Source organism: Streptomyces sp. NPDC060184 (assembly GCF_042728795.1).
Taxonomy (GTDB): domain Bacteria; phylum Actinomycetota; class Actinomycetes; order Streptomycetales; family Streptomycetaceae; genus Streptomyces.
In genome coordinates this window covers 120,325-145,051 of record NZ_JBHWYX010000003.1, presented here as the reverse complement: position 1 = coordinate 145,051, position 24,727 = coordinate 120,325, and the positions used below count along the sequence as shown (strand labels likewise).

Below are 24,727 nucleotides of genomic sequence, written 5' to 3'. Positions count from 1 at the left end.
GCGGACCGGACCGGCGGGAGCGACGGGGCGACCGCCCCTGAGGGCGGTCACCGGTCACCGTCGGCCCTTCGCCGGTCCGCCGGTTCTCCTCCGGTTCTCCGCCGGGCCTTCGTCAATCCCCCGCCGGCTCCTCGTCAGTCCTTCGTCAGTCCTTCGGCGCGAAGGTGGCGAACGCCGTCTCCCGCAGGGTGCGGCACTCGTCCTCGTTCCACTGCGCGGCCTGGCAGCTCACCATGATCGAGTAGCCGTGGGTCGAGTCGGCACGGAAGCCCCGGTTGAGGACGTGCACCCGCTCGCCGTTCTGGGTGCGCTCGAACTCCCAGTCCGCGACGGTCGGGTAGCCGTTGTACTCGACCTTCCTGATACCGATGTGCTTGTAGCCGTTGCTCGCGGCGCTCACCCCCGCGACCGCCGCCGACCAGGCCGCGGCGGCGTCCTTGCCGGGCGAGCTGTTGTAGTCGACCTGGACGCGCGGGAAGCTGCCCTTCGACGCGTTGTAGATGCCGCCCGAGTTGGACCCGGCGATGGCGGTGCGCCCGTAGGTGTCGGGCATCGCCATGGTGAAGTGGAAGCGGCTGTCGTTGACCGTCTTGTACCCGGCCGGCAGCGCGCCGCCGCCCTTGTCGTCCTTGCCGCCCTTGTCGTCGTCGCCGTCCTTGCCGGACGAGGAGGCGGACGGGGTGCCGGAGGCGGACGGGGTGCCGGCCGCGGACGGAGCCGCGGAGTCGCCGGACGTGCCCTGCCCGTCGGTGCGGTCGTCGCCCTTGCCGGAGGCGTCGGCCCCACCGGTGGACCCGGCCGCGGTTCCCTGCGTGGCGGTGCCCTTGCCGTCCTGGTCGTCCCCGCCGCCGAGGCTGAGCGCGAGCACGGTGCCGACGACGGCCAGCACCACGACGCCCGCGATGATCGCGAGGGTCCGGCGCGGCACCACGTCGGTGAGCGAGGCGCGGGTGGACGCGCCGGGCGTGCGCGGCGGCACTCCGCCGGAGGCCGAGGCCGTGCCCGGGGCGCCGGCCTTCCCGGCCTTCCCGGTGAGTGCGGCGGGACGGGCAGGGGTGGAACCGGCGGCGGACCCTCCGGCGGGCGGGCCGGCCGGGGTCGCGGCGGACGTGCTCGCGGCACCGGCCGCACCCGCCGCCCCGGCCGCCGCGGCGGCCTTGGAGTTCCGCACGGAGCGCAGGGCGCCGCGCAGCCGGTCCCGGGTTCCCTCGCCGGTCCCGGAGGAGACGGGCGTCCGCGCGTCGGCACCGGGCCCGGTCCCGCCGTCCGAGGGGGCCGGGCCCACCCCGGTGGGTACGGCCATCACCTGGGTGGCGTCGGCGGGCGGCTTCTCCGGGGCGTTGACGATCGCGGTGAGCAGGGCGCGCGCACCGGCGTCGTCGAGCCGCTGCTCGGGGTCGCGGGTGAGCAGGCCGTAGATGACGTCCTTCAGCGGGCCCGCGTTCTTCGGCGGGTCGAGCGGTTCGGTCATGACGGCCGTCAGCGTCGCGATGGCCGAGCCCTTGTCGTACGGGGGGCTGCCCTCCACGCTCGCGTAGAGCAGGCCGCCGAGCGACCAGAGGTCGGCGGGCGGTCCGGGCTTGTGGCCGCGGGCGCGCTCCGGCGAGATGTACGAGGGGGCGCCGACCAGCATGCCGGTGGAGGTCACCGACGGGTCGCCCTCGACCTGGGCGATGCCGAAATCGGTGAGGACGACCCGGCCTTCCTGGGATATCAGCACGTTGGACGGCTTCACGTCCCGGTGCAGGATGCCCTCGCGGTGCGCGGAGCGCAGCACGTCGAGGATGGCGAGGCCGACCTCGGCCGCCCGCCGGGGCGTCAGCGTGCCGTCCTCGCGGATCACTTCGGCGAGGGACTTGCCCTCGACGAGCTCCATGACGATCCACGGCCGGTCGTCCTCGTCGACCACGTCGAACACGGTGACGGCGCTGGTGTTGCGGATGCGCGCGATCGCCTTGGCCTCACGCAGGGTGCGCGTGATCAGCCGGCGCTTCTCGTCGTCGTCGATGGCCGAGGGGAACCGGAGTTCCTTCACCGCCACCGTACGGCCCAGGGTCTCGTCCTCGGCGCGCCAGACCGTACCCATACCGCCCCGGCCGAGCACCTTCCCGAGCCGGTACCGTCCCGCGAGAAGACGCCCCTCGGTGTCCCGTTGGGGCCCGTTTGCCTGCTCCGCCTCCGACATGCGTCCCCTCTGCGATCAACCCGCCCTGGCAGAGCGTCCATTGTCCCTCACCCCGGGACCGGTTCTGGTGCCGGGTCCGCGGTCGGCCCCGGCGGGGCCGGGGAAAGGGCTTGCCGGGCGCGGGGCGCGACTTCCCGGCCCCGGTGCCGGGCGCCCCCGCCGTGTACGAGCGGGTGCCCCCCGCGCGTCCTCCCATGCCCCGGGCGGCCCGGCGGGTGGCCGTCGCCGCCCGCCGCGCGGCGGCGCGACGCCCCGTCAGTTCGGCACGCCGGAACGGACCGCCGGGCCGGACCGCCCGGACCGGACCGGATCGCCCGGACCGTCAGATCGGCACGATGTCCGGTGCGCCGAGCCGGGCGGCGTCGGCCGTGAGGTCGTCGGGCTGGCGCTGCGACTCCCGTTCGGCCTGGACCCGCTTCTCGTAGTGCTCCACCTCGCGGTCGACCCGGTCGGCGTCCCAGCCCAGCACCGGGGCCATCAGCTCCGCGCAGACGCGGGCGCTGAGAGTACCCCGGTCGAAGGTCTCGATGGAGATGCGGGTCCGCCGGGTGAGGACGTCGTCGAGGTGGCGGGCGCCCTCGTGCGAGGCGGCGTAGACGATCTCGGCGCCCAGGTAGTCGTCGGCGGCGGGCAGCGGCTCGCCCAGCGCGGGGTTCTGTGCGATCAGCGCGAGGAGTTCCTCGGCGAGGGAGCCGTACCGGTTGAGCAGGTGCTCCACGCGGACGACGTGCAGTCCGTTGGCGGCGGCGATGCGGGCGCGGGCGTTCCACAGGGCGCGGTACCCCTCGGCGCCGAGCAGCGGTACGTCCTCCGTGACGCAGTCGGCGACCCGCTGGTCGAGCCCGTGCACGGCCTCGTCCACGGCGTCCTTCGCCATCACCCGGTACGTCGTGTACTTGCCGCCCGCGACCACGACGAGGCCGGGCACCGGGTGGGCCACCGTGTGCTCGCGGGAGAGCTTGCTGGTCGCGTCCGACTCGCCGGCCAGCAGCGGGCGCAGCCCGGCGTAGACGCCCTCGACGTCGTCCCTGGTCAGTGGGGTGGCGAGCACGGTGTTGACGTGTTCGAGGAGGTAGTCGATGTCGGCGCTGGAGGCGGCCGGGTGGGCCTTGTCGAGGCTCCAGTCGGTGTCCGTGGTGCCGACGATCCAGTGGCGGCCCCACGGGATGACGAAGAGGACGGACTTCTCGGTCCGCAGGATCAGCCCGGTCGAGGAGTGGATGCGGTCCTTGGGCACGACGAGGTGGATGCCCTTGGAGGCGCGGACGTGGAACTGTCCGCGTTCGGCGATCAGCGCCTGGGTGTCGTCGGTCCACACGCCCGTCGCGTTCACCACCTGCCGGGCCCTGACCTCGTACCGGCCGCCGGTCTCGACGTCCTCGACCAGGGCGCCGACGACGCGCTCGCCCTCCCGGAGGAATCCGGAGACCCGCGCGCGGTTCGCCGCGTGCGCGCCGTAGCTCACGGCGGTGCGCACCAGGGTGGCGACGAAACGGGCGTCGTCCATCTGGGCGTCGTAGTACTGGAGCGCTCCGACCAGGGCGTCCTTGCGGAGCGCGGGGGCCACGCGCAGGGCCCGGCGGCGGGAGAGGTGGCGGTGGACGGGGAGTCCCCGGCCGTGCCCGGAGGAGAGGGACATCGCGTCGTAGAGGGCGACGCCGGAGCCCGCGTACAGCCGCTCCCACCCCTTGTGCTGCAAGGGGTAGAGGAACGGCACCGGCTTCACCAGGTGCGGGGCGAGGCGTTCCAGCAGCAGGCCGCGCTCCTTGAGCGCCTCGCGGACCAGGGCGAAGTCGAGCATCTCCAGGTAGCGCAGACCGCCGTGGATGAGCTTGCTGGACCGGCTGGAGGTGCCGGAGGCCCAGTCGCGCGCCTCCACGAGTCCGGTGGAGAGCCCTCTGGTGGCGGCGTCCAGCGCCGTCCCGGCGCCGACCACGCCCGCCCCGACGACCAGTACGTCCAGTTCGCGTTCGGCCATCGCGGCGAGCGCCTCGGATCGCTCGGTGGGTCCCAGTGTCGATGTCCTCAACTCTGCCTCCCGGTGGATCGGTGCGGGCGGGCGCCCGGGCGAGGTGTCCGGGTTCCGTCCGGCCGGAGCGGCCGTGCCCACGTTCCCGATTCTGTCCGCGCACGGCGACTTCAGCCACCGCCTGTGGACAAAGCTCCCGGCCGCCACGGATGACAGCGATCATTCCGTGCGACATAAATGCGACATACAGGTCATATTTACGCCTAGTCTGACATCGCGCGGTCCACAGCAGTTGCGCTTTCGGTCCTCATGGTTATGGGAAGGACGGCCCTCGCATGCCCGCAGACCTCGCGGTCATCGGCCTCGGTCACCTCGGCCTGCCCCTCGCGCAGGCAGCGGTCGCCGCCGGTATCGACACCATCGGCTACGACACCGATCCGCGCCCCTACGCGGATCTGGGCGCCGGGCGCACCCCGGTCGAGGGCACCCTCACGGCGTCCGAGGTCCGCAGGATGCTCTCCCGGGGCTTCCGCCCCACCACCAACGCCACCGAGCTCGGCCGGGTGCGCACCGCGGTGATCTGCTCCCCCACCCCCCTGGGGCCCGACCGCACCGTCGACCTCACCGCCCTCGGCGACGCAGCCCGGGCCCTGGCCGCCCGGCTCCGTCCGCACACCACGGTGCTGCTGGAATCACCCGTACCCCCCGGCACCACCGAGAACTTCCTGCGCGGGCTCCTCGAAGAGGGGTCGGGGCTGCGCGCGGGCCGCGACTTCCACCTCGCCTGCTCCCCCGGCCGCCTGGACCCCGGCAACCGGACCCACACCTACGCCAACACCCCCAAGGTCATCGGCGGCCTCACCCCCGCCTGCACCGAGTCCGCCGCCGCGTTCTACGGCCGGCTCACGGACAAGGTGGTACGCGCCCGGGGCCCGCGCGAGGCCGAGATGACGAAGGTGCTGGAGACCAACTTCCGGCACGTGAACATCGCCCTCGTCAACGAGATGGCGGTGCTCTGCCACGAGCTCGGCGTGGACCTCTGGGACGTCATCCGGTGCGCCGAGACCAAGCCCTTCGGCTTCCAGCCGTTCCGCCCCGGCCCCGGGGTCGGCGGCCACGGCGTCGCCCTGGACCCGGGCAGCGCCCCGTACGCCGGCCACGCGCCCGGCCCTCCGCTGCGCCTGGTCTCCATGGCGCAGGAGATCAACGACCGGATGCCGAGCTATGTGATCCGGCGCAGCGCCACCCTGCTGAACGAGCACGGCAAGTCGGTGCGCGGCGCCCGCATCCTCCTCCTCGGCGTCACCTACAAGCCGGACAGCGCCGACCAGGAGGCGGCCCCGGCCCGCGAGATCGCGAGCCGGCTGATGGACCTGGGAGCCCAGATCGGCTACCACGACCCGCACGTCCAGGACTGGCGCGTCCGCGACGTCCCGGTCCCCCGCGCCGACTCGCTCTACGAGGCGGCAGCCGCCGCCGACCTGACACTGCTGCTCCAGCACCACCGCACGTACGACCTCCAGGGCCTCGCGGTGAAGGCGCAGCTGCTGCTCGACACCCGGGGGGCCACTCCGGCGGGGGCCGCGCACCGGCTGTGACGGTCAGGACGGTGTGCGGGGGAACGGGCCGGGAATCCCGGTGGGCACTGTCACAGGCGGCTGCTAGCCTGCGGCGTCACCTTCGCACAACCGTGCGTATCCGTCGCACCGTCGTGCGCGCATCCGTCCCAGGGGGGATTTCCACCATGAGCCAGCCCGTGCCGCCGCCCAGCCGGCCCCAGCAGCCCGAGGACGGCCGGCCCGTCGAGGGCAACCCGTACGCGGCCGAGGCGCCCACGGCACCGGCTCCGGCGGCCCCGCCCTTCGCGCCCCCGGCCGGAGCACCCCTCGCCCCGCCCGCCGGTCCTCCGGTGGGAGCGCCGGTCGCCCCCGCGCCGGGTGCGCCCACCGGCAACCCCTTCGCGGGCGCGCAGCCCGGTCAGCCGGGGCCGCCCCCCGGCACCCCCTGGCCCGCGCAGCCGGGGCAGCCGGGGCAGTACCCCGGGGTGCCGTTCGCGCCGGTCACCGGTCCGGTCCGCAACAACCTGGCCCTCGGCCTGCTCGCCTCGCTCGGCGCCGCCGCCGTGATCGGGGCGGTCTACGGCGCCATCATCGGGGCCAGCGAGCGCGAGTTCGGCTACGCGGCGGTCGTCCTCGGCCTCGTCACCGGTTGGGCGGCCGGCAAGGCCGGCGGCCGGAACCCCGTGCTGCCGTTCGCCGCCGCCCTGTTCTCCCTCGCCTCGGTCTACTTCGGCCAGCTGCTCGGCGAGGCGATCATCGCCTCCAAGCACCTCCCGGTCTCCGTCTCCGAGATGTTCTTCGAACACTTCGGCGTGCTCCAGGAGGCGTGGAAGGCCGACGCCGACTTCCTCAGCTTCGTCTTCTTCGCGCTCGCCGTGTTCGCGTCGTTCTCCACCGCCAAGAAGCTCTCCGACTGACGGCCGACCGCCCGGCCCACGCAGAGGGCCCCGACCACACGTGGTGGTCGGGGCCCTCTGCGTAGGCGCGAAACCGGGCGGAACCGCGCGGAACGCGGTCGGCGGGGGTGCGGTCAGCGGCGGTGCTGCGAGTCCGCCACCGTCACCTCGACGCGCTGGAACTCCTTGAGGTCGCTGTAGCCGGTCGTGGCCATCGCGCGGCGCAGGGCGCCGAAGATGTTCATCGAGCCGTCCGGGGTGTGCGACGGGCCGGTCAGCACCTCCTCGGTCGTACCGACCGAGCCGAGGTCCACCAGCTTGCCGCGCGGCACGTCCTCGTGGACGGCCTCCATGCCCCAGTGGCGGCCACGGCCCGGGGCGTCGGTGGCACGGGCCAGCGGGGAGCCCATCATCACGGCGTCCGCGCCGCAGGCGATGGCCTTCGGCAGGTCGCCGGACCAGCCGACGCCGCCGTCCGCGATGACGTGCACGTACCGGCCGCCGGACTCGTCCATGTAGTCGCGGCGGGCACCAGCCACGTCCGCCACGGCGGTCGCCATCGGCACCTGGATGCCGAAGACGTTGCGGGTGGTGTGCGCGGCGCCGCCGCCGAAGCCGACCAGGACACCCGCCGCGCCGGTGCGCATCAGGTGCAGGGCCGCGGTGTACGTGGCGCAGCCGCCGACGATCACCGGGACGTCCAGCTCGTAGATGAACTGCTTGAGGTTGAGCGGCTCGGCGGCACCGGAGACGTGCTCGGCGGAGACGGTCGTACCGCGGATGACGAAGATGTCCACCCCGGCGTCGACGACGGCCTTGGAGAACTGGGCGGTGCGCTGCGGCGAGAGCGCGGCGGCGGTGACGACACCGGAGTCGCGCACCTCCTTGATGCGCTGCCCGATCAGCTCCTCCTGGATCGGCGCGGAGTAGATCTCCTGGAGGCGCCGGGTCGCGGTCTCGACCGGCATCTCGGCGATCTCGTCGAGCAGCGGCTGCGGGTCCTCGTGGCGGGTCCACAGACCCTCCAGGTTGAGGACGCCGAGTCCGCCGAGCTCGCCGATGCGGATGGCGTGCTGCGGGGAGACGACGGAGTCCATGGGAGCGGCCAGGAACGGCAGCTCGAAGCGGTAGGCGTCGATCTGCCAGGCGATCGAGACCTCCTTCGGGTCCCGGGTCCTGCGGCTCGGTACGACAGCGATGTCGTCGAATGCGTATGCCCGGCGGCCGCGCTTGCCGCGCCCGATCTCGATCTCAGTCACGATGTGTGGCCTTTCCCTCTACGTCTGCGCTGACCAGTATCCCCGACACGCGCGGGAGGGGCGGCCCGGGGAACCCCGGTCCGCCCCTCCCGCACCGTCTCCGGTGCTACTTCCTGCTGTAGTTCGGTGCCTCGACCGTCATCTGGATGTCGTGCGGGTGGCTCTCCTTGAGCCCCGCCGACGTGATGCGCACGAAGCGGCCCTTGCTCTCCATCTGGTCGACGGACTCGGCGCCCACGTACCCCATGGTCTGCCGCAGACCGCCGACGAGCTGGTGGAGGACGTTGGCGAGCGGGCCCCGGTAGGGAACCTGGCCCTCGATGCCCTCGGGCACGAGCTTGTCGTCCGACGCCACGTCGGCCTGGAAGTACCGGTCCTTGGAGTACGAACGGCCCTGGCCGCGGGACTGCATGGCGCCCAGCGAACCCATGCCCCGGTACGACTTGAACTGCTTGCCGTTGATGAACATCAGCTCACCCGGCGACTCCTCGCAGCCCGCGAGGAGGCTGCCCAGCATCACGCTGTCCGCGCCCGCGGCGAGCGCCTTGCCGATGTCGCCGGAGTACTGCAGGCCACCGTCGCCGATGACCGGCACACCCGCCGCGCGAGCGGCGAGAGCGGCTTCGTAGATCGCGGTGACCTGCGGGACGCCGATGCCGGCGACCACGCGGGTGGTGCAGATAGAGCCGGGTCCGACACCGACCTTCACGCCGTCGACACCGGCGTCGATCAGCGCCTGGGCGCCGTCGCGGGTGGCCACGTTGCCGCCGATGACGTCTATGCCGACGCTCGACTTGATCTTCGCCATCCAGTTGAGGGCGTTGCTGTTGTGGCCGTGCGAGGTGTCGACGATGAGGAAGTCGACCCCGGCGGAGGCGAGCGCCTGGGCGCGGTCCAGCGCCTCGGGGCTGGCGCCGACGGCCGCGCCGACCAGCAGACGGCCTTCGGCGTCCTTGGCGGCGTTGGGGTACTGCTCGGCCTTCTTGAAGTCCTTGACCGTGATGAGGCCCTTGAGGGTGCCCGCCTCGTCGACCAGCGGCAGCTTCTCGATCTTGTGGCGGCGGAGCAGCTCCATCGCCTCCACGCCGGAGATGCCGACCTTCCCGGTGACGAGCGGCATCGGCGTCATGACCTCGCGCACCTGGCGCGAACGGTCCGACTCGAAGGCCATGTCACGGTTGGTCACGATGCCCAGGAGCTTGCCCGCGGGGTCGGTGACCGGCACGCCGCTGATGCGGAACTTCGCGCAGAGCGCGTCCGCCTCGCCGAGGGTGGCGTCGGGGTGCACGGTGATCGGGTCGGTGACCATCCCGGACTCGGACCGCTTGACCAGGTCGACCTGGTTCACCTGGTCCTCGATCGAGAGGTTGCGGTGCAGCACGCCGACGCCGCCCTGACGGGCCATCGCGATCGCCATCCGCGACTCGGTCACCTTGTCCATGGCGGCCGACAGCAGCGGGATGTTCACGCGCACGTTGCGGGAGATGAGGGACGAGGTGTCGACCGCGTTGGGCAGGACCTCCGACGCGCCCGGCAGCAACAGCACGTCGTCGTATGTCAGCCCGAGCGTCGCGAACTTCTCAGGCACTCCGTCGACGTTTGCAGTCATGACACCTTCCCCAAATGGTCTTGATCGGTGCGGATGTCCATGCTAACGGCCTTCGGGGGTGTCTCATTCCACGACCAAGATCGTCCGACCTCTCCGTAGGTTCCTACAGAAGCCCGGAAAGCCCGGCGGAACACGGGGTCGCCCTCGGGAAGGCCGACGCGGATGCGGCCGAAGTCACTGCTCGGCGAGGGCGCGGAGCCGGCTGAGCGCGCGGTGCTGGGCGACGCGTACGGCGCCCGGCGACATGCCCAGCATCTGTCCGGTCTCCTCGGCGGTCAGGCCGACCGCGACCCGCAGGACGAGCAGTTCGCGCTGGTTCTCCGGGAGGTTGGCGAGGAGCTTCTTGGCCCAGGCCGCGTCGCTGCTGAGCAGCGCGCGCTCCTCCGGGCCGAGGGAGTCGTCGGGGCGCTCGGGCATCTCGTCGGACGGGACGGCCGTGGACCCGGGGTGGCGCATCGCGGCGCGCTGGAGGTCGGCGACCTTGTGCCCGGCGATGGCGAAGACGAACGCCTCGAAGGGGCGGCCGGTGTCGCGGTAGCGGGGCAGCGCCATGAGGACCGCCACGCAGACCTCCTGGGCCAGGTCCTCGACGAAGTGACGAGCGTCACCGGGCAGCCGGTTCAGCCGGGACCGGCAGTACCGCAGGGCGAGGGGGTGCACGTGGGCCAGCAGGTCGTGGGTTGCCTGCGCGTCGCCGTCCACGGCCCGATGCACCAGGGCGGCGATCACCGTCGTCTCGTCGTCGCGCATCGGACCATGGTGCCTTGGTGCCGACCGGTCCGCGCCATCGCGTTCCGAGTTGTGCACCGAAGCGTTACGAGCGGGTGCGCCGGATGTCATGTCCTGCGCCCTCCCCTTCCGCTGGATCCGCTGGTCCGAATCGTCGTTCCCGAGGAACTCCACAGCTCAAGGATGCGTCATCGGCCGGGAAGCGTCACCCACCGCCGAGGACGGCCGGCTCGCCACGGGCGGGCCGCCCCGCCCGTGCCCTCCGTCGCCCCGTCCGCGGGTCCGCGGACGGGGACGGTTCCGGGCACATGGGACCGGCGGGCCCTCAGCGCACCAGGCCCCAACGGAAGCCGAGCGCCACGGCGTGGGCACGGTCCGAGGCGCCGAGCTTCTTGAAGAGCCTCCGGGCGTGGGTCTTGACCGTGTCCTCGGAGAGGAAGAGCTCGCGCCCGATCTCCGCGTTGGACCGGCCGTGGCTCATGCCTTCGAGCACCTGGATCTCACGCGCGGTGAGCGTGGGGGCCGCGCCCATCTCCGCGGACCGCAGCCGCCGCGGGGCCAGCCGCCACGTCGGGTCGGCCAGCGCCTGGGTCACGGTGGCCCGAAGCTCGGCGCGCGAGGCGTCCTTGTGCAGGTAGCCGCGGGCACCGGCGGCGACCGCGAGCGCGACACCGTCCAGGTCCTCGGCGACCGTCAGCATGATGATCCGGGCGCCGGGGTCGGCGGAGAGCAGCCGCCGGACGGTCTCCACACCTCCCAGGCCGGGCATGCGGACGTCCATCAGAATCAAATCCGAACGGTCGGCTCCCCAGCGGCGGAGTACTTCCTCGCCGTTGGCCGCCGTCGTCACACGCTCGACGCCGGGCACGGTCGCAACCGCGCGACGGAGCGCCTCTCGGGCGAGCGGGGAGTCGTCGCAGACGAGGACGGATGTCATGACCGTCCTCCGCAGCTGATGCGCGTCACCTTGAGCCTCCAGGCTGATACAAGTCGTCACCTGTGCGGTTGACCCCCTCGGACATGTGCCCGAGCCGGTTAGTCGCCAACCGCCTCCGCACTCTCAACGATGGTCACTCGAAAGAGTTACGGGTCGGACCGTAGGGTTCGGCACTCTACGTGAAGGCGCACACACGGAGCGGATCGACGCGGGCACTTCACCCTTCAACCGAAACTTCACCGGTTGGCATGCCCTATTTGGCGGGTTTTCTTCCCTTTTGCTGGTGTCTGTGACTAGATTCGCAATCAGTCATATTTACATCTACTACGACCATAGATGTACGGTCACGCCTCAGCCTCGGCGGTCACGCTCAGCGGAACCGAGGGGCCGGGGAACTGAGGATCGGCCCGCCGACGGACGACGACGGACTGCGACTGCCGGGGACGTCTCCGGCAGAGCACGGTTTCGAGGGGACAAGCAATGGCAGATTTCTCCCGCCTTCCCGGACCCAACGCGGACCTGTGGGACTGGCAGCTGCTCGCGGCCTGCCGAGGGGTCGACAGTTCGCTGTTCTTCCATCCCGAGGGCGAGCGCGGAGCCGCCCGCAGCGCCCGCGAGACCTCGGCGAAAGAGGTGTGCATGCGCTGCCCGGTACGCGCCGAGTGCGCCGCCCACGCGCTGGCGGTCCGCGAGCCCTACGGGGTGTGGGGCGGCCTGACCGAGGACGAACGCGAGGAGCTGATGGGCCGCGCCCGCAACCGCCTGATCACCGCGGCCCACTCCGGTACGGCCCACTCCGGTACGGGCGACAGCGCGCGGCACGACTGAGGGGCGCCCGCCGCCCCGTACCGCAGGAACGTTTCCGCAGTCACCGCGCGGTCCACCGGACCGGCGGCGTCGACGGGATCAGCGCGCCGCCGCCAGCGACAGCTGGTCGAGGGTGGCCGCCACGGCGGGGACCCGGGCCAGGTCCGGCAGGGTCAGCGCCACGATCTCGCGCACCACGGCGGGCTCCACCGTCACGGTCACGGCCCCCTTGGGGCGCACCGACTCGATCGCCAGCGCGGGCAGCACCGCCACCCCGAGCCCGGCGCCGACCAGTCCGATCACGGCGGGGTAGTCGTCGGTGGCGAAGTCGATGCGGGGGGTGAAGCCGGACTCCTCGCAGACCTCCACGAGCTGCCGGCGGCAGCGCGGGCAGCCGGCGATCCACGGGTCCCCGGCGAGTTCGCCGATGTCGATCGCGTCCGTCCCGGCCAGCCGGTGCTCCTCGGGCAGCAGGCCGATCAGCCGGTCCGCGAGCAGCGGGCGGACGACCAGGTCGTTCCAGTCGCCGTCACCGCTCTCCGCACCCTCACCCGCGCCGCTGTTCCCGTACCGGAAGGCCAGCGCGATGTCGCAGTCCCCGTCGCGGAGCATCTCCACGGAGCGGGGCGGTTCGGCCTCCACCAGCGAGACCTGGGTGCCGGGGTGCTCGGCGCGCAGCGCGGCGAGGGCGCCGGGAACGAGGGTGGAGCTGCCACTGGGGAAGGAGACGAGCCGGACCCGGCCCGCGCGCAGCCCCGCGATGGCGGCGACCTCCTCCTCGGCGGCGGTGAGCCCGGCGAGGATGCCGGAGGCGTGGCGTACGAGGGCCTCGCCCGCCTGGGTGAGGCGCATCTCCCGGCCGGTACGGATCAGGAGCGGTGTGCCGACCGACGATTCCAGCGCCTTCATCTGCTGACTGATGGCCGGCTGGGTGAAGCCCAGCTCGCGGGCGGCGGCGGAGAACGAGCCGGTGGTGGCGACGGCGCGCAGGACGCGGAGATGACGGGCTTCGATCACCCTTCCACCATAAGCGTCACTTCTGATGATCGCGAAAAACTGCCGTGCGACTTTGATGTCCGGCGTTCTAACCTTGCTCCATGCATCTGCTGACCGTGAACGTCGGGACCGCCCGACACTCCGAGCACACCAGCGCCCGCGACGGCCTCACCGGCATCGACAAGCGCCCGGTGGAGGGCCCGGTCCTGGTGACCGACCCGGGCCCGAAGGGCGTCGGCGGCAGCGGTCTGGCCGGGGACACCGTCTGCGACCTGCGCCACCACGGCGGGAGCGACCAGGCGGTGTACGCGTACGCCCGCGAGGAACTCGACACCTGGGAGCGGAAGCTCGGCAAGCCGCTGCCCAACGGGATCTTCGGCGAGAACCTGACGACCGCGGGGCTGGAGGTCAGCGAGGCGCTGGTCGGCGAGCGGTGGCGGATCGGCCCGGACCTGGTCCTGGAGGTGACCGCCGGCCGCATCCCGTGCCGTACGTTCGCGGGCCACGTGCGGGAGGAGCGCTGGGTGAAGCGCTTCAGCCAGGAGGCGGTCACCGGCGCGTACCTGCGGGTCATCACGCCCGGCTCCATCAGCGCAGGGGACCCGATCGAGATCGTCCACCGCCCGGACCACGGGGTGACCGCCGCGCTGGAGTTCCGCTCCTTCACCGACCGCACCCTGCTGCCGAGCCTCCTCCCGGCGGGCGAGGCGCTGCACCCTGAGGCGCTGGCGGCGGCGCGGGAGTACGTGGCGAAGCAGAAGGTCTGACCCGCCGCGGCCCCCCGGGCCCGCACGACGAGGAGGGCTCCGCACACCGGGTGTGCGGAGCCCTCCTCGTCGACTACGGACGGTTCGGCGACGGGTCAGGCGGCTTCGACGGCGGCCTTCTCGGCCGGGGCCTCGCCGGCCTCGTCCTGGCCGGCGGCCGGGCGGACGAGGCCCGGGATGAACGCGGCGACGGCGGCGGCGACCAGGGCGACGCCGCAGCCGACCGTCAGGCCGACGCGGAAGCCGTCCTCGGAGGCGAGGGAGTGGCCGCCGAGGTTGACGGTCATCTGGGCGAGGACCACACCGATGACGGCCGAGCCGATGGTCGTACCGAGCGAGCGCATCAGGGTGTTGAACCCGTTGGCGGCGGCGGTCTCGGAGATCGGGACCGAGCTCATGATCAGGGCGGGCATCGCGCCGTAGGCGAGGCCGACGCCGCTGTTGATGACGATTCCGACGATCATCAGGCCCCAGGCGGAACCCATGAGGACGAGGGAGAGGCCGTAACCGGCGGAGATGACGAGCGCGCCGAGGACGAGGGCGATCTTCGGACCGCGGGCGTTGATCAGCTTTCCGCCGAGCGGGGAGACGATCATCATCATCACGCCGCCGGGGGCCATCCAGAGGCCGCACGCCAGCATCGACTGGCCCAGGCCGTAGCCGGTGGCCTCGGGGAACTGGAGGAGCTGCGGGGCGATCAGCATGAAGGAGTACATGCCGACGCCGACCAGGACCGAGGAGATGTTGGTCATGAGGACGCGGGGGCGCGCGGTGGTCCGCAGGTCGACCAGCGGGTCGCGGGTGCGGAGCTCGTAGAAGCCCCAGACGCCCAGGGCCACGACGGCGACGGCGAACAGGCCGAGCGTGGTGCCCGAGCCCCAGCCCCAGTCGGCGCCCTTGGAGATGGCGAGCAGCAGGGAGACCAGGCCGATGGCGAGCCCGACCGCTCCGGGTGCGTCGAAGCGCTGCCCCTTGGCCCCGGCGGGGACGTCGGGGACGAAGGTGTGGATCAGTACGGCGACGATCAGCGCGAGCACCGCGGAGCCCCAGAACAGGACCCGCCAGCTGGTGTACTCGGCGACGGCGGCGGAGATCGGCAGGCCGAGGGCGCCGCCGATGCCCATGGAGGCGCTGACCAGGGCGATCGAGCCGCTGAGCTTCTCGGCGGGGACCACGTCACGGAGCAGCGCGATGCCGAGCGGCACCATGCCCATGCCCATGCCCTGGAGACCGCGGCCGACGATCATCGGCACGATCGAGGAGGAGAGCGCGCAGACCACGGAGCCGACGATCAGCGGGACGGCGCACGCCAGGAGCATCCGGCGCTTTCCGAGGAGGTCGCCGAGGCGGCCGGTGACCGGCACGCACACGCCCGCGACGAGCAGCGTGACCGTGATGACCCAGGCCGTGTTCGAGGACGAGGTGTGCAGGATCTGCGGGAGCTCGGCGATCAGCGGGGTGACCAGGGTCTGCATGATCGCGGCGGCGGTGCCGGCGAGGGCCAGCGTGGTGATCACGCCGCCTGTGCGGGCCGTGGGCTGGGGGGCGTCCATAACGCGATTCCTCGATGTGGGTCGGGACGGGAGGTCCGGGACGAAAATCGGGCGGGCTGGAGCAGGGCGGGACAAGGGTGAGCATCGTGCATCCCCATTGCATTATGCATGTCATGTGCTCGATGCACATCATGTGTCAGGATGGAGCCGGGCCACCCCGGGACCCCGACACACCGGCCCGGCAGGAAGCTGGAGGCATCCCACCCATGGACAGGGCCGTCAAGGACGTCGAGTACGAGCAGATGCTGCTCAGCCGCCACGGGCTCCTGAACCACCGCAGGGGCCGCCGCGAGAACGGCGTCCTTGAGCGCAGCGCGTACATCCTGCTCAGCCGCATCCGCATCCAAGGCCCCATGTCCATCGGGGAGTTGAGCGAGGCGTTCGACCTCGACACCTCGACGCTCAACCGCCAGACCACGGCCGCGATGCGGGCCGGACTCGTCCAGCGCATCCCCGACCCGGCGGGCGGGATGGCCCGCAAGTTCCGCATCACCGCCGAGGGCGGCCGGATCCTCGACGAGGAGCGCGAGGGGATGATCGAGTCCCTGGGCCGGGTCATGGTCGACTGGCCGCGCGAGGACGTCGCTTCCTTCGCCCGTTACCTCCGCCGGTTCAACACCGACCTCGAACGCCTCGGGGGACGACCCTGGCCCCGGCCCTGAGCCGGGGTCCGCCGGGTCCGCCGGGTCCGCCGGGTCCGCCGGGTCCGCCTGGTCCGCCTGGTCCGCCTGGTCCGCCGGACCAGGCTTCCCTCCGGCGGGAGTTCACCGCCGGGCGGGGGTCGTCGAGGGGTACCGGGTGCGGGCTCACCCGCTCCGGCGCGAGCCCGCCCCTTCGACGCCGTCGATGAGGCGTCGCAGCCTCGCCTTGCCGGGCGTACGGGGCACGCACTCCGGGGAGTTCGGCGGGTGGGCGTAGGCGCCGGCGCGCGCCCCGGACATGCTGTCCGCCTCCGAGACCAGCACGGCCGGCCCGAGAATGGCCTGATCGCAGTCCACGCAGATCAACGGAACCTCCGCCATTCCTCGGCCAGCCGCGACGCGGACGCGCAGCGTTCACCCGCGCGGCAGGTCGAGCACTGGATGGTATGCCTCAAATACGCACGGTATGCGGCATCGGGCTCCGCCGCGCGAGGTCCCTCTCGTTCTGTGGTCACGTAGGGATTCGGGCGCCGGAGTGCGCCCGGATGAGGGCCGGGACGAGATGGCCGAAACCGTCCGACGGGTGCCGGACGGGGCGCTGCGGCGGGTGGCGCGGCGGGCGCGGCGCACCCGTTCTCCTGCCGCTGCGAGGATGGAGACATGTCGGATGAAGCCAAGGTGTCCGCCTCCTCGGACGGGTACGCGAAGGGGCGGGCGCGCCGCGAGCAGATCGTGACGGCGGCCGTCGAGGTGTACGCGGACAAGGGGTTCCACGGCGCCTCGCTGCGGGAGATCGCGAAGCGGGCGGGGATCAGCCACGTGGGCCTCCACTACTACTTCCCCAGCCGTGAGGCGCTGTTGGCCGCCGTACTGGAGCGCCGTGACGAGGAGGACTCCGCGCGGCTCGCGCCGAAGGTGTTCACCCCCGGGGCGGTGGTGCGGCATCTGCTCGATCTGGCCGACCACAACGCCCGGCATCCGGGCATGGTGGAGCTGTACGTGCGTCTCGCGGCGGAGGCGATCGCCGAGGACCACCCCGCGCACCGGTACTTCAAGGAGCACTACAGGTCGACGCGGGAGTACGTGTGCCGGGCGCTGCGGGAGCTGGCGGAGCAGGGGGCGTTGCGGGACGGGGTGGACCCGCGGGTGGCCGCCGCCGGGTTCGGGGCGTTGATGGACGGCTTGCAGGTGCAGTGGCTGACCAGTCCGGATTCGGTGGACATGGCCGGGGTGCTCGGTTCCTACGTGGAACAGCTCCTCAAGGAGCCTTCGGCGTAGCGCCGTGCAGGCGTCGCAGCAGCAGGAGCGCGACGGCCGCGGTGGCCACCTCGCCCGCGGCCAGCGCGCTCCACACGCCGGTGGCGCCCAGCCGGCCCAGGACGGCGACCAGCGGGACCTTGATCAGGAGCAGGGTGCCGGTGGAGAGGAGGTAGGCGGGTGCGGGGCGGCCCAGTGACTGGGCGTAGGCCGCGACGAGCGGGCCGATCCCGGCGACGGTCATCCCGGCCGCGACGACCGTCAGTGCCCGCGCGGCGGCGGTGACGGTGACGGCGTCGTTCAGGAAGAGCCCGGCCAGGGGCCCGGCGAACACGGCGAGGGCCGCGGCGGTGAGCAGCCCGTACAGGAAGGAGGCGGCGAGCGCGTAGTCGCGGGCCCTGTGCGCACGGCCGGTCAGGCCGCGGCCCGCGTTGTAGCCGACTATGGGCTGCAGTCCTTGGCCGATGCCGGTGTGCGGCATCAGCACGAACGTCTGCAGGCGGGCGCAGACCGCGTAGGCGGCGAGCGCGGTGACCGATCCGGTGGCCGCGAGAGTGGCGTTGACGAGGACGGCCAGGAGCGTGACGCCGGTGCCGGCCAGGAACGAGGGCAGGCCGACCCCCAGCAGCGCTCGCAGCGTCGGGCCGTGCGGCAGCAGGTCCCGGGGACCGATGCGGTAGGGGCGGTGCCTCTGCACGAAGAAGAACCAGAGGCTCATCGCCGCGGAGACGGCCTGGCCGCCGACGGTGCCGAGCGCGGCACCCCGTACCCCCATGCCGCATCCGAGGACCAGCAGGGGGTCGAGGGTGATCTGCACGGCGACGGGCAGGAGCCACAGCAGGGTCGAGAACCCCATGCGGCCTTCGGCTCGCACCAGGCTGGAGAAGCCGGTGGACACCAGGGCCCCGCCGAGCAGCACCACGGCGTAGGGACGGGCGGTCGCGCCCAGTTCGCCGGTGGCGCCGAGCAGGGTGAGCAGCGGGTCGAGGAAGGCCAGGCCGAGCACGGTGGTGGCGGTGGCGCAGGCCCAGAACAGGACGAAGGAGTTGCCCGCCGCGCGGGCGGCGGCCCGCTGGTCTCCCGCGCCCAGGGCACGGGAGACCAGGGAGGCGCCACCCGCCCCGACGGTGGTGGACACCGCGCCCAGCAACAGCAGCAGCGGGGCCGCCAGGTTGACCGCGGCCATCGCCGTGTCGCCCACGCCGCGGCCGACGAACCAGGCGTTGGTCAGGGCGTAGACGCCGTACACGCCGACGGCCGCGGTGGTCTGCGCGCAGGTGCGCCACAGCAGCCCTCCGACCGGGTCGGTGCCGAGTCTGCTGGTGTGGTCCGTGGTGTCGGCCGTCCGTGCGGACGTCACCGTCGGGTGCGGCCGAGCAGGGCCATGGCCTCGTCGAGGCGGGGGCGCGCCCAGTCGTACTGCTTGGTGTCGGTGTGGCCGCGGTACACGGTCTCGATGACCATGACCAGCATCAGGTGCAGGCAGTACAGGTGGCGGCGCGTCCGTTCGGTGCCGGTCAGCTCGCCCTGCCCGTAGCCACGCATGAAGGGTGCCGGGTCGCCGAAGGCGGATATGCCGATCCCGGCGAATCCGGCCTCGATCAACGGGTCGCCGTAGAAGGCGCGTTCGTGGTCGATGACGCAGACGATCCTGCCGTCGCGGACCATGGTGTTGCTGTCCCACAGGTCCCACTCGACCAGGCGGGGTTCGGTGACCTCGTCGAGGCTGTCGGCGTGTTCGGCCACGACCTCCCGGACGCTGTCGTAGTCCCAGCCGATGTCGACTCCGCGACGCTCCCCGTCGGCGAGGACGTCCTCGATCATCGCGGTGAACGCCTGCCGCCAGTCGGCGTGGCCCGGCCCGGCCAGCGGCCCGAAGTGCTCGCCGCGGACGGAGTTGATCTCCCGGTTGACGGAGCCGAGCCGGCTCATCAGGGCGTCGCGTTGGCCGGCCGGAAGCGTCTCGCCGACGATGCCCAGGTTGTCCGCGTCGACGTACGGCATGAAGAAGTAGTCGGCGTCGCACAGCTCCCGGCTCCGGTCCGCGAAATCGACCGCGGGGACCGGCACGGTGGTCCGGGTACGCAGAAGCTCCAGCGTGTGCAGTTCGATCGACATGGCGCCCCGCTCATAGGTCATCACCTCCACCGCGGGCGGCGGGGCGATCTTCAGCACGACCTCGGCGCCGTCACGCAGCCGGATGCGGTAGGCGACGTTGAACCAGCCGTGCCCGAGTTCGCTCGCCCAGCCGTCGCCGACCGGGACCCGCTCGGCCCCGTAGGCGCGCTCGATCATGGCGCGCAGCACCTCGGCAGGCTGCCTGTTCTTCGTGATGCTCTCCACACCGGTCCCCTTCGTCGACGGCGCTCGGGTGGCGCCCACTACGCGCGGCGAGTCCCTGGGCCGGACCGGGGACGCGGCGCACGGGACTGCCGGCGGCACATACTTACCACGTGTTCGAAATCTTCTCCAGAGAGTTCCGGGCGCCCCCGCGCACCCGGATCCGCACGCGCACGACCGACGGCGCCCACGGCCCCCTCCCGTCGGCGCCCCCTTCCCCGGGAGCCGGGCCGCCACCGCCACCGCCACCGCCACCGCCACCGCCACCGCCACCAGGATCACGCAACGGTCCGGCCCGGGAGGATGCCGGACGACGTCACCGGCGGCGAGGCTCAGCCGTTCCGGCCGCTCGACCACCCACGGACGGACCCGACCCGCCGACGGGTCGACGGGCCGACGAGTCGACGGGCCGATGGGGGCATGCCGCGTTCGGGCGGTGTCCGCAGTCCGGTGGTGGAGACCATGCCGCGCGCGGCCATGACATCCCGCAGACGCCACCGCCGGCCCAGTCCGCTCGTCACGCCGCCTCCCCCGTGGGAGGCCGGAGCCGCGATGAGAATGGGTGCCCGGAGCCGGACTCGAACCGGCACGCCCCCGAGGGGCAGCGAGGTTTAAGCTCGCCGTGTCTGCGTTCCACCACCCGGGCTGGCGCGCGGCTCCGCGTCGGGTCTTGACCCTATCCGGGGGTGTCCCCCACCAGCGGAGCAGTAGCGCGATGTTGTCTTATTTTATTGATCGCTTGATGGAGCGTCAGACCGCGCTCCGAGGTCATGACCACGGCCCCGACCCGATCATGGTCCCTCTCCCCGGCGCACGGGATTGACGGAAAGTCGCCGCACTCTTACGGACGAATGCGCCGGGCCTCCACCACCCTTCGCCAGGGCCTCGCCACCCCTGTCCTTTCCCAGCCCCTCCCCCGGTCAGTCGGCCGCGTCCGCGGCGGTGTCGTTCACGCACCGCAGCACCGGCTTCCGGGTCAGGGCGTCCGGGTCGGAGAGAGGGGCTCCGGTGACGCGGAAGAGGGTGGTTTCGCCGGGCAGGAGAGTCACGAGCATTCCGTCCACCCGGGCCGCCGGGTCCAGCCGGTCGGGGAAGAGCGCGAGGTCGCGCAGGAGGGTGTGGGCGGTCACCCGTACCTCGTAGGCGGCGGGACCGTCCGCGGCCTCGCGGGGGGTGACGGTCGCCGTCCAGCGGGCCGGGGGGAGGTCCACGGCGGGGTCCTCCGCGTAGAACTCCACGGTCCGCAGCTCGCCGAGCCGCACCACCAGCAGCTCGCGCGCCGGGTCGGCCGGGGTGGCGACGGACGGCGGGAGGGGGACGCGGGTGACGCCCCGGGCGGGCGTGGCGACGGGCAGCCGTTCCTCGGCGAGCACCGTGCCGTCGAGCGCGTGCCGGGTCAGGTGCAGAGTGCCGTCCCAGGGGTCGGCGGCGTCGTTGACCAGGTGGAGGGTGGCGTCGCGGAGGACGGCGAGGCGGTCGGCGTACACCGAACGCAGGGCGTACCAGAGGGGTTTGCGGCGGCCGTCGCCGTCGAGGGCGGACCAGGAGACGACCGGCCAGCAGTCGTTGAGCTGCCAGACGACGGAGCCCATGCAGTAGGGGGTGTGAGAACGGAAGTGTCGGATGCCGAAGGCGACGGCGCGGGCCTGGTTGAGCTGGGTGAGCCAGTGCCAGTCGTCGAAGGAGGCGGTGCCGGTGCCGCCGGGCTGCGGGAGGTGGTCGCCGAGGCCCCGGAGCAGCTTGGCGTCGCCGTCCTCGGCCTTCTGGTGGTGGCGCACGTAGGGGGCGTCGGGGGCGAGCGGGCCGCTGACCGCGCGCCGGAGGGTGGCGTACGCGGGCGGGCCCTGGAAGCCGAACTCGGCGACGAAGCGGTGCGCGTGGTCGGCGTAGTGGCGGTAGTCCACCCGGTTCCACACGTCCCAGAGGTGGACCGTTCCCGACTCCGGTGCGTTCGGAGGGAGTTCGGGTGACCCGGAGTAGGGCGAGCCGGGCCAGTACGGGCGGGTGGGGTCGAGTTCGGCGCAGATCGCGGGGAGCAGCTCGTGGTAGTAGCCGTATCCCCAGGTGCGGTCGCCCAGGTCCTTGGCCCAGCCCCAGTCGGCGTGGCCCTCCAGGTTCTCGTTGTTGCCGCACCACAGGACGAGGGAGGGGTGCGGGGCGAGGCGGGCGACGTTCTCGCGGGCCTCGGCGGCGACCTCGTCCCACAGCGGCTGCTCCTCCGGGTAGGCGGCGCAGGCGAAGAGGAAGTCCTGCCAGACCAACAGTCCCTTCTCGTCGGCGAGTTCGTAGAATTCGTTGCTCTCGTAGAGGCCGCCGCCCCAGACGCGCACGAGGTTGACCCCGGCGGCGACGGCTTCGTCGAGCCGGTCGGAGAGGTGCTGCCGGGTGGTCCGGGACGGGAAGCAGTCGTCGGGAATCCAGTTCACGCCCCGGACGAACACGGGTTCGTCGTTGACGGCGATCCGGAACGCCTCGCGCTCCAGCGCGACCGTGCGGAAGCCGGTCCTGCCCTGCCAGACGTGGCCGCCGAGGCGGACCTCGACGGCGTACAGCGGCTGCTCGCCGTGGCTGTGCGGCCACCAGCGTCCGGCTCCCGGTACGGGCACCACGAGGGTCGCGGTCGCGTCGCCGGCGGGGACGGTGAACGTGTGCTGTTCGCCCGCGACTTCGGCCGTGGCGGTGAGCGGTTCGGAGCCGTCGCCGCGCTCGCCCCGGCGGTCCACCGTCAGTGTCGCGGTCAGGCGGGGCACGCCGTCCGGGTCCACGTCGCCGAGGAGCTTGACCCCGGCGATCCGGGGGCCGGTCCAGGTCTCCAGGGCGGCGGGGCGCCAGATGCCGGAGGTGACGAGGGTCGGGCCCCAGTCCCAGCCGAAGTTGCAGGCCATCTTCCGGATGAAGGGGTACGGCTCCGCGTAGGCGCCGGGGCGGTCGCCGAGGCGTTCGCGGAGCGCTTCCGCGTAGGCGTACGGGGCGGTGAAGCGGACCTCCAGAAGGTTGGTGCCCTCGCGCAGCAGGTGCTCGGCCGGGAAGCGGTAGGAGCGGTGCTGGTTGGCGGTGCGGCCGAGCTCGGTGCCGTTGAGGGTGACGGTGGCGACGGTGTCGAGGCCGTCGAAGCACAGGTCGGCGCGGAGGTCCGCGGGGGAGGCGTCCGCGGCGGGCCGGTGGAAGGTGGTGCGGTACGTCCAGTCGGTGCGGCCGATCCAGCCGAGCCGGTTCTCGTTGTCGTCCAGGTACGGATCGTCGATGAGCCCCGCCGCGAGCAGGTCGGTGTGGACGCAGCCGGGGACGGTGGCGGGTACACCACCGGCCGGGAGGCCCACCGGGACCGGCCCGTCCGGGTGCAGCGTCCAGCCGTCGGCGAGGGGCAGTCGGTGGAGGGTCACGCGGTGATCCTTCCGCAGTCGGGGAGTCCGGCACAGGCCACGAAGTGATCTTCTTCGGCTCGGTACAGCCCGCCGCCGCCGTCCGGTTCCGTGATGCCCCGGTGGTAGGCGCAGTGCTCCACCGGCTCCGGCGGGTCCCAGGGGGTGTTGAGCCGGGGCACGGCGGCCAGCAGGGTCCGGGTGTACGGGTGCAGGGGGTTGCCGAACACCTTCTGGGTGTCGCCGCGTTCCACGACCCGGCCGCGACGGAGCACCACGGTCCGTTCGGCGAGGTAGGTGCCGAGGGAGAGGTCGTGGGTGATGTAGAGGACGCCGAGGCCGCGTTCCTTCAGCCCGGCCAGCAGGTTGAGCACGTCGATGCGGGTGGAGGCGTCGAGCATGCTGGTGATCTCGTCGGCGACCAGGAAACTCAGGTCGAGCAGGAGGGCGCGGGCGATGAGCAGGCGCTGCAACTGGCCGCCGCTGAGCTGGTGCGGGTAGCGGCCGAGCACCTGGCCGGGGTCGAGGCGTACGTCCCGTACCGCCTTCTCGACGCGCTCGGCCCACTCCCGGTCGCCGACGCCGGGGTGGTAGGCGCGGCGGATCATGGCGAAGACGCGGTCGGCCTTGAAGACGGGGTTGTAGCAGGAGAACGGGTCCTGGAAGACGCCCTGGACGCGGCGGTAGAAGTCCTTGCCCGGGCGGACGGGCGCGCCGTCCAGGGTGAGGCTGCCGCCGGAGATCTGGGTGAGGCCGAGGATCATGCGGCCGATGGTGGACTTGCCGCTGCCGCTCTCGCCGATGAGCGAGACGACCTCGCCGGGCGCCGCGTCGAAGGAGACCCGGTCGACGGCGGTGACGGAGCCGCCGCCGAAGGCGCCCGCGCGGTAGGTCTTGGTGACTCGGTCCAGGGTCAGCATCATGCCTTCCAGCACGCGACGGAGTGACGGGGGGCGATCTCCACGACCGGCGGCTCCTCGGCGCATCCGGCGTCGGCGAGCGGGCAGCGGTCGCGGAAGCGGCAGCCGGCGGGCGGGTCGAGGAGCGAGGGCGGGGAGCCGGCGATGCCGCTGAGCGGGCGGTCGCGGTGGCGGACGCCGACCTCGGGGAGCGAGCCGAGGAGCATCCGGGTGTACGGGTGGCGGGGCTCGCTCGTGAGGACCCGGGTGGGCGCCTTCTCGGCGAGCTTCCCCGCGTACATCACCATGATCGAGTCGGCGATGTGCGAGGTCAGGGCCAGGTCGTGGGTGATGAAGAGCATGCTGGTGACGAGGCCCGCGTCGCGCAGTCCGGTGAGCGCGGTGACGACGGCCTTCTGGGTGGAGACGTCGAGCGCGGAGGTGACCTCGTCGGCGATGAGGACGGCGGGGTCGAGCAGGGTGGAGATCACCATGACGGTGCGCTGCTTCATGCCGCCGGACAGCTCGATCGGGTAGCGGTCGAGGACGTCCGGGTCGAGGCCCACCAGGTCGAGCCGGCGGTGGAGTTCGGCGGTGTCGACGCTCACCCCGCGCGAGGCGAGGAGTTCGCGGATCATGCGGCCGATGCGCCGGGTCGGGTTGAGGGCGCTCATCGAGTACTGCGGTACGAGCGAGATCCGGTGGAAGCGGAAGGCGTTCATCGCCCGGTCGTCGGCGATCGGCACGTCCTCGCCGTCGAGGGTGACGGTGCCGCCGGCGTGCCGCATCCGGCCGTCGAGCCGGATCAGGGACTTGCCGAGGGTGGTCTTGCCGCAGCCGGACTCGCCCGCCAGGCCCAGGATCTCGCCGTCGGCCACGTCGAAGCCGACGCCGTCCAGCGCCCGGACCTCGCCGCGCAGGGTGCGGTAGTGGACCCGCAGGTCGGTGACGGTCAGCGTCAT

Annotated in this window: 20 protein-coding genes and 1 tRNA gene; 6 read left to right on the top strand and 15 right to left on the bottom strand. The window is 72.5% G+C overall.

Going from position 1 to position 24,727, the window contains the following annotated elements:
* Positions 1–145: 145 nt before the first annotated feature.
* Together ACFWEE_RS03615 and ACFWEE_RS03610 are read right to left on the bottom strand one after the other, a co-directional pair.
* The gene (locus tag ACFWEE_RS03615) at positions 146–2,185 is read right to left on the bottom strand and encodes a protein kinase (protein ID WP_386886014.1); all 2,040 of its coding nucleotides are present in this window, start codon (positions 2,183–2,185) and stop codon (positions 146–148) included.
* A gap of 322 nt (positions 2,186–2,507) precedes the next feature.
* The gene (locus tag ACFWEE_RS03610) at positions 2,508–4,214 is read right to left on the bottom strand and encodes a glycerol-3-phosphate dehydrogenase/oxidase (RefSeq protein WP_386886013.1); all 1,707 of its coding nucleotides are present in this window, start codon (positions 4,212–4,214) and stop codon (positions 2,508–2,510) included.
* Positions 4,215–4,489: 275 nt separating this feature from the next.
* On the opposite strand from ACFWEE_RS03610, the gene ACFWEE_RS03605 reads away from it, so the two are divergent.
* Entirely contained in the window at positions 4,490–5,752 is a 1,263-nt protein-coding gene (locus tag ACFWEE_RS03605; RefSeq protein WP_386886011.1) for a nucleotide sugar dehydrogenase, read from the top strand.
* A 146-nt stretch (positions 5,753–5,898) separates the two neighbouring features.
* The gene (locus tag ACFWEE_RS03600; protein WP_386886010.1) at positions 5,899–6,630 is read left to right on the top strand and encodes a hypothetical protein; all 732 of its coding nucleotides are present in this window, start codon (positions 5,899–5,901) and stop codon (positions 6,628–6,630) included.
* A gap of 113 nt (positions 6,631–6,743) precedes the next feature.
* Here the strand turns inward: ACFWEE_RS03600 and ACFWEE_RS03595 are convergent, their stop codons facing one another.
* The 4 genes from ACFWEE_RS03595 to ACFWEE_RS03580 all read right to left on the bottom strand — a co-directional run bounded on the left by ACFWEE_RS03595 (position 6,744) and on the right by ACFWEE_RS03580 (position 11,143).
* Positions 6,744–7,868 (bottom strand): GuaB3 family IMP dehydrogenase-related protein, encoded by a 1,125-nt coding sequence (locus ACFWEE_RS03595; protein WP_018101158.1) that lies wholly within the window; start codon positions 7,866–7,868, stop codon positions 6,744–6,746.
* 106 nt (positions 7,869–7,974) lie between these two features.
* Positions 7,975–9,477 carry an IMP dehydrogenase gene (guaB, locus tag ACFWEE_RS03590; protein WP_386886009.1) on the bottom strand — a complete coding sequence of 501 codons (1,503 nt, stop codon included), beginning with the start codon at positions 9,475–9,477 and terminating at the stop codon, positions 7,975–7,977.
* Between the two features lie 174 nt (positions 9,478–9,651).
* Positions 9,652–10,227, bottom strand: a complete 576-nt coding sequence (locus tag ACFWEE_RS03585; RefSeq protein ID WP_266708156.1) for a sigma-70 family RNA polymerase sigma factor — start codon at positions 10,225–10,227, stop codon at positions 9,652–9,654.
* Between the two features lie 304 nt (positions 10,228–10,531).
* Complete coding sequence (locus ACFWEE_RS03580) at positions 10,532–11,143, bottom strand: response regulator transcription factor (RefSeq protein WP_003948568.1); 612 nt, start codon at positions 11,141–11,143, stop codon at positions 10,532–10,534.
* 480 nt (positions 11,144–11,623) lie between these two features.
* Here ACFWEE_RS03580 and ACFWEE_RS03575 point away from each other — a divergent pair, with 480 nt between their 5' ends.
* The gene (locus ACFWEE_RS03575; RefSeq protein WP_386886008.1) at positions 11,624–11,971 is read left to right on the top strand and encodes a WhiB family transcriptional regulator; all 348 of its coding nucleotides are present in this window, start codon (positions 11,624–11,626) and stop codon (positions 11,969–11,971) included.
* Positions 11,972–12,049: 78 nt separating this feature from the next.
* On the opposite strand, the gene ACFWEE_RS03570 is transcribed toward ACFWEE_RS03575, so the two are convergent.
* Positions 12,050–12,967 (bottom strand): LysR substrate-binding domain-containing protein, encoded by a 918-nt coding sequence (locus ACFWEE_RS03570; RefSeq protein WP_386886006.1) that lies wholly within the window; start codon positions 12,965–12,967, stop codon positions 12,050–12,052.
* A gap of 80 nt (positions 12,968–13,047) precedes the next feature.
* On the opposite strand from ACFWEE_RS03570, the gene ACFWEE_RS03565 reads away from it, so the two are divergent.
* A complete protein-coding gene (locus tag ACFWEE_RS03565; RefSeq protein ID WP_386886004.1) occupies positions 13,048–13,713 on the top strand; it encodes an MOSC domain-containing protein in 666 nt (221 codons plus the stop codon).
* A gap of 95 nt (positions 13,714–13,808) precedes the next feature.
* On the opposite strand, the gene ACFWEE_RS03560 is transcribed toward ACFWEE_RS03565, so the two are convergent.
* On the bottom strand, positions 13,809–15,266 hold the full coding sequence (locus tag ACFWEE_RS03560) for an MFS transporter (RefSeq protein ID WP_386886002.1): 1,458 nt from the start codon (positions 15,264–15,266) through the stop codon (positions 13,809–13,811).
* Between the two features lie 206 nt (positions 15,267–15,472).
* Here ACFWEE_RS03560 and ACFWEE_RS03555 point away from each other — a divergent pair, with 206 nt between their 5' ends.
* A complete protein-coding gene (locus tag ACFWEE_RS03555) occupies positions 15,473–15,928 on the top strand; it encodes a MarR family winged helix-turn-helix transcriptional regulator (RefSeq protein ID WP_386886000.1) in 456 nt (151 codons plus the stop codon).
* A gap of 144 nt (positions 15,929–16,072) precedes the next feature.
* Here the strand turns inward: ACFWEE_RS03555 and ACFWEE_RS03550 are convergent, their stop codons facing one another.
* A complete protein-coding gene (locus ACFWEE_RS03550) occupies positions 16,073–16,264 on the bottom strand; it encodes a hypothetical protein (RefSeq protein ID WP_386885999.1) in 192 nt (63 codons plus the stop codon).
* Between the two features lie 303 nt (positions 16,265–16,567).
* On the opposite strand from ACFWEE_RS03550, the gene ACFWEE_RS03545 reads away from it, so the two are divergent.
* Positions 16,568–17,185 carry a TetR/AcrR family transcriptional regulator gene (locus ACFWEE_RS03545; RefSeq protein WP_386885997.1) on the top strand — a complete coding sequence of 206 codons (618 nt, stop codon included), beginning with the start codon at positions 16,568–16,570 and terminating at the stop codon, positions 17,183–17,185.
* On the opposite strand, the gene ACFWEE_RS03540 is transcribed toward ACFWEE_RS03545, so the two are convergent.
* From ACFWEE_RS03540 to ACFWEE_RS03515, 6 genes are all read right to left on the bottom strand, one after another.
* Positions 17,166–18,524, bottom strand: coding sequence for an MATE family efflux transporter (locus ACFWEE_RS03540; RefSeq protein ID WP_386885996.1), 1,359 nt, complete (start codon positions 18,522–18,524; stop codon positions 17,166–17,168). The genes ACFWEE_RS03545 and ACFWEE_RS03540 overlap by 20 nt on opposite strands.
* Positions 18,521–19,507, bottom strand: coding sequence for a phosphotransferase family protein (locus ACFWEE_RS03535; protein WP_386885995.1), 987 nt, complete (start codon positions 19,505–19,507; stop codon positions 18,521–18,523). The genes ACFWEE_RS03540 and ACFWEE_RS03535 overlap by 4 nt, the downstream gene beginning before the upstream one ends.
* A 560-nt stretch (positions 19,508–20,067) precedes the next feature.
* Positions 20,068–20,150, bottom strand: a tRNA-Leu gene (locus tag ACFWEE_RS03530).
* A gap of 274 nt (positions 20,151–20,424) precedes the next feature.
* Complete coding sequence (locus ACFWEE_RS03525; protein WP_386885993.1) at positions 20,425–22,887, bottom strand: glycoside hydrolase family 2 TIM barrel-domain containing protein; 2,463 nt, start codon at positions 22,885–22,887, stop codon at positions 20,425–20,427.
* Positions 22,884–23,801, bottom strand: coding sequence for an ATP-binding cassette domain-containing protein (locus ACFWEE_RS03520; protein WP_386885992.1), 918 nt, complete (start codon positions 23,799–23,801; stop codon positions 22,884–22,886). The genes ACFWEE_RS03525 and ACFWEE_RS03520 overlap by 4 nt, the downstream gene beginning before the upstream one ends.
* On the bottom strand, positions 23,786–24,727 hold the full coding sequence (locus ACFWEE_RS03515) for an ABC transporter ATP-binding protein (RefSeq protein ID WP_386885991.1): 942 nt from the start codon (positions 24,725–24,727) through the stop codon (positions 23,786–23,788). The genes ACFWEE_RS03520 and ACFWEE_RS03515 overlap by 16 nt, the downstream gene beginning before the upstream one ends.